Origin of the sequence: Psychrobacter sp. TWR1-1-1, from assembly GCF_049895865.1 — a bacterium.
Classification (GTDB): Bacteria; Pseudomonadota; Gammaproteobacteria; order Pseudomonadales; family Moraxellaceae; genus Psychrobacter; species Psychrobacter immobilis_A.
This window is the reverse complement of the sequence record NZ_JAFCTE010000043.1, coordinates 1-2,599: the sequence shown is the minus strand read 5'-3', so window position 1 is coordinate 2,599 and position 2,599 is coordinate 1. Positions and strand designations below refer to the sequence as shown.

The following is a 2,599-nucleotide window of genomic DNA, read 5'->3' as shown; positions in this document are numbered from 1 at the left end:
TAACTGATCAAATACTGCCCCCGTTACTCAACCTTCATTAGTCAACACGTTTTGATAATAGCCATCTAACTATTTATAAAGCAGCGTCCCTACTCTAAGCACCCTATCACTGCACTATACCCAAAACATAAAACCTCTAAACAATAACTTATCTATCATTAGACTTGTTTATATTATTAAATGATAGTAATATCTTACTATTATCAATGAACATTAACTATTAAGTCCAATTGATAGGGGTGGCGTTATGACTGTTCGTATTTATGTGAGAGCCAGTACTAAGGATCAAGACGCTAAGAGAGCCTTGTCTGACTTGATTAGCTTTAGCCAAAGCTATGATGATAACCATGTTGAGTACGTAGAGCATTTCAGTGGTACTAAGCTTGATAGACCAGCACTCACTCTGTTACTCAATGATGCTGAAGAAGGCGATATTCTGCTGGTTGAAAGCGTGGATAGATTAAGCAGGCTATCTCAAGATGACTTTGCGATTTTAAAGCAGCGTATCAAAGATAGGGGGTTACGGTTGGTGGTGGCTGATCTACCAACCACGCATACAGTGAGTAATGGCATGACAGGTGAGATCCTAACAGTGATTAACCATATGCTTATCGATTTGTTAGCAACGATGGCAAAGCTTGATAACGACAAGCGTAGAGAGCGTATTAAACAGGGATTGGCTAACAGTGGCTATAAGCCCACTGGTAAGAAGCCTAATACAACGAAACACAATCGTATTAGAGAGTTGGCCAGTCAAAACAATATGACAAAAGAGGAGATCGCTAAGGCGGTTGGTGTTGGGGTAGCTACGGTTTATCGGGTATTAAGGCAGGGCTGATAGCTGTGGTATCTTAATTATTGGACTAAAATCTGTAGTTATAATTCAAATTAATGTCACTCAGCATGTTTTATAGTCTTTTTTAATTAAAGACTTTTCTTATGATTAACAGGCTAATTTAAATCATAACTTATACCGTCATAACAAATCAGTGGACTTAACAATAGCTCAGCAACACTTTAAACATTCGTTGTACAGACAGCCCAATTGTGTCTCTCTATATTAGATATATCAGCTTGAAGCTTAATAACTGCTGATAGCCCATTCATCAATAAAAAAAATAAAAGATGAATGAGCATGGTCTTGGTATAAATACATTGACTCACAAACTCATAAATGGAAAAGGAAAACCATAATGGACAATCAAAATGTGAACGAACAAAGTATGGATGAACAGTACAAAAACAATCAAAAAACGGATAATGATATGAATAACCAGACACTAAAAGGCGAATGGAACCAACTCAAAGGTTCAGTAAAACAAAAGTGGGCAGATTTAACAGATGATGATCTCACCCATATCGAAGGTGATCGTGACAAGCTGGTTGGACGTATCCAAGAGCGTTATGGTCATTCAAAAGAAGATGCTGAACGGGATGTAGATGAGTGGCGTAACCAAAATAAATATTGATTATTGTATTTTCAATAATCATACCCTGAAAATATAAAAAGCCCGTGACTATGGTCACGGGCTTTTTTAGTCAGTCTAGTTAGGTCTCCGACAATTCTGGGGCGGTTCAATCCTTCTTTCGATTAGGTTCGCCAAAATATTGTAACGTTTATAATTGATGTATCTTTTTGATAAGTATTGATGTGGGGTAATAAACTGTTACACAGAATGTGGGACAGGTTCCGTAGTACTCGTAGATGACGCTCTTGATAATTGGCGTATCAAGAGGCATTAAACGTAAAATTGAAACCGACTGTCAGTATCTGGTAGTAAGGTCTAAGTAGTACCTTGTGAACTGTGATGTGTTCGGGGCATAAGTAGTAAAAAAAGCGTCTACCCGCAACGCATGACAGACACTACAGTATGTTTTCAACCCCCTGTTGTGTAGGTAAGGGGTCTGACACTCGCCCAATCGGTTCCAATAGGGGGTTCTATTCATTTATGACTGAACGAATAGAGAATTATAAATTTAGTGGTCTACAAATCTTATTCAACAAGGTTAATTTGCCAGTTATTGGCTTGAATGACAATATTAATTTTGCGTAGTTTCATCGCCAGGTCATCGGCTTGCTTTTGTAGGCCAGCTACTGAGACCATAATATTCCATTTAATTTCACGATGACTATAACGATCTGCCTCAGTGTCGGTCGCTTCAATTGCTTCAATTAATAGTTTGTGGCGCATCTCCAACGCCTCGCGTTCAACCAATAGCGTCAGCATTGATTGATCTTTATCCGTCTTAGCAACTGCATTGGTACGGTGAATACGCTCAATCAAAGCAGATAACTCAGTAATGACTTGACTAGCCTCAATCATTAGCTGATTTGGATCTTCATTTGGCGTATCACCTTCTTGAACTTTAGCATTACTACGAATACGTCCTTTAATTTGAGCAAGTTTTTTTTGCATATCGCTACGAATAAGTAGGGCTTCTGCGAGTTTCATTTTTAGCTCCTTTTAACACCTTATTAGGGCGTGTCCTCATTTTAAAAATGGCGATAAAAATGAGATAAATTGCAGTCAAACAAGGAAAATAGCGCAGATAATATCGAGATATTAGTCAGCTATTTGACGCCGTTTGGCAAGATTTA

General features: G+C 38.2%; 3 protein-coding genes. 2 read left to right on the top strand and 1 reads right to left on the bottom strand.

Annotated features, from left to right (window positions below):
• Positions 1 to 247 precede the first annotated feature (247 nt).
• Positions 248 to 838, top strand: coding sequence for a recombinase family protein (locus ACP69U_RS13740; protein ID WP_426138831.1), 591 nt, complete (start codon positions 248 to 250; stop codon positions 836 to 838).
• A gap of 355 nt (positions 839 to 1,193) precedes the next feature.
• Positions 1,194 to 1,469: a CsbD family protein gene (locus ACP69U_RS13735; RefSeq protein ID WP_426138830.1), complete on the top strand. Its 276-nt coding sequence runs from the start codon at positions 1,194 to 1,196 to the stop codon at positions 1,467 to 1,469.
• 525 nt (positions 1,470 to 1,994) lie between these two features.
• Here ACP69U_RS13735 and ACP69U_RS13730 read toward each other — a convergent pair.
• Entirely contained in the window at positions 1,995 to 2,453 is a 459-nt protein-coding gene (locus ACP69U_RS13730) for a DIP1984 family protein (RefSeq protein ID WP_426138829.1), read from the bottom strand.
• Positions 2,454 to 2,599: the final 146 nt, after the last annotated feature.

Bases quoted from the DNA above. Each gene is read 5' to 3' on its own strand.
- ACP69U_RS13740 (WP_426138831.1), top strand. From the start codon at position 248: ATGACTGTTCGTATTTATGTGAGAGCCAGTACTAAGGATCAAGACGCT.
- ACP69U_RS13735 (WP_426138830.1), top strand. From the start codon at position 1,194: ATGGACAATCAAAATGTGAACGAACAAAGTATGGATGAACAGTACAAA.
- ACP69U_RS13730 (WP_426138829.1), bottom strand. From the start codon at position 2,453: ATGAAACTCGCAGAAGCCCTACTTATTCGTAGCGATATGCAAAAAAAA.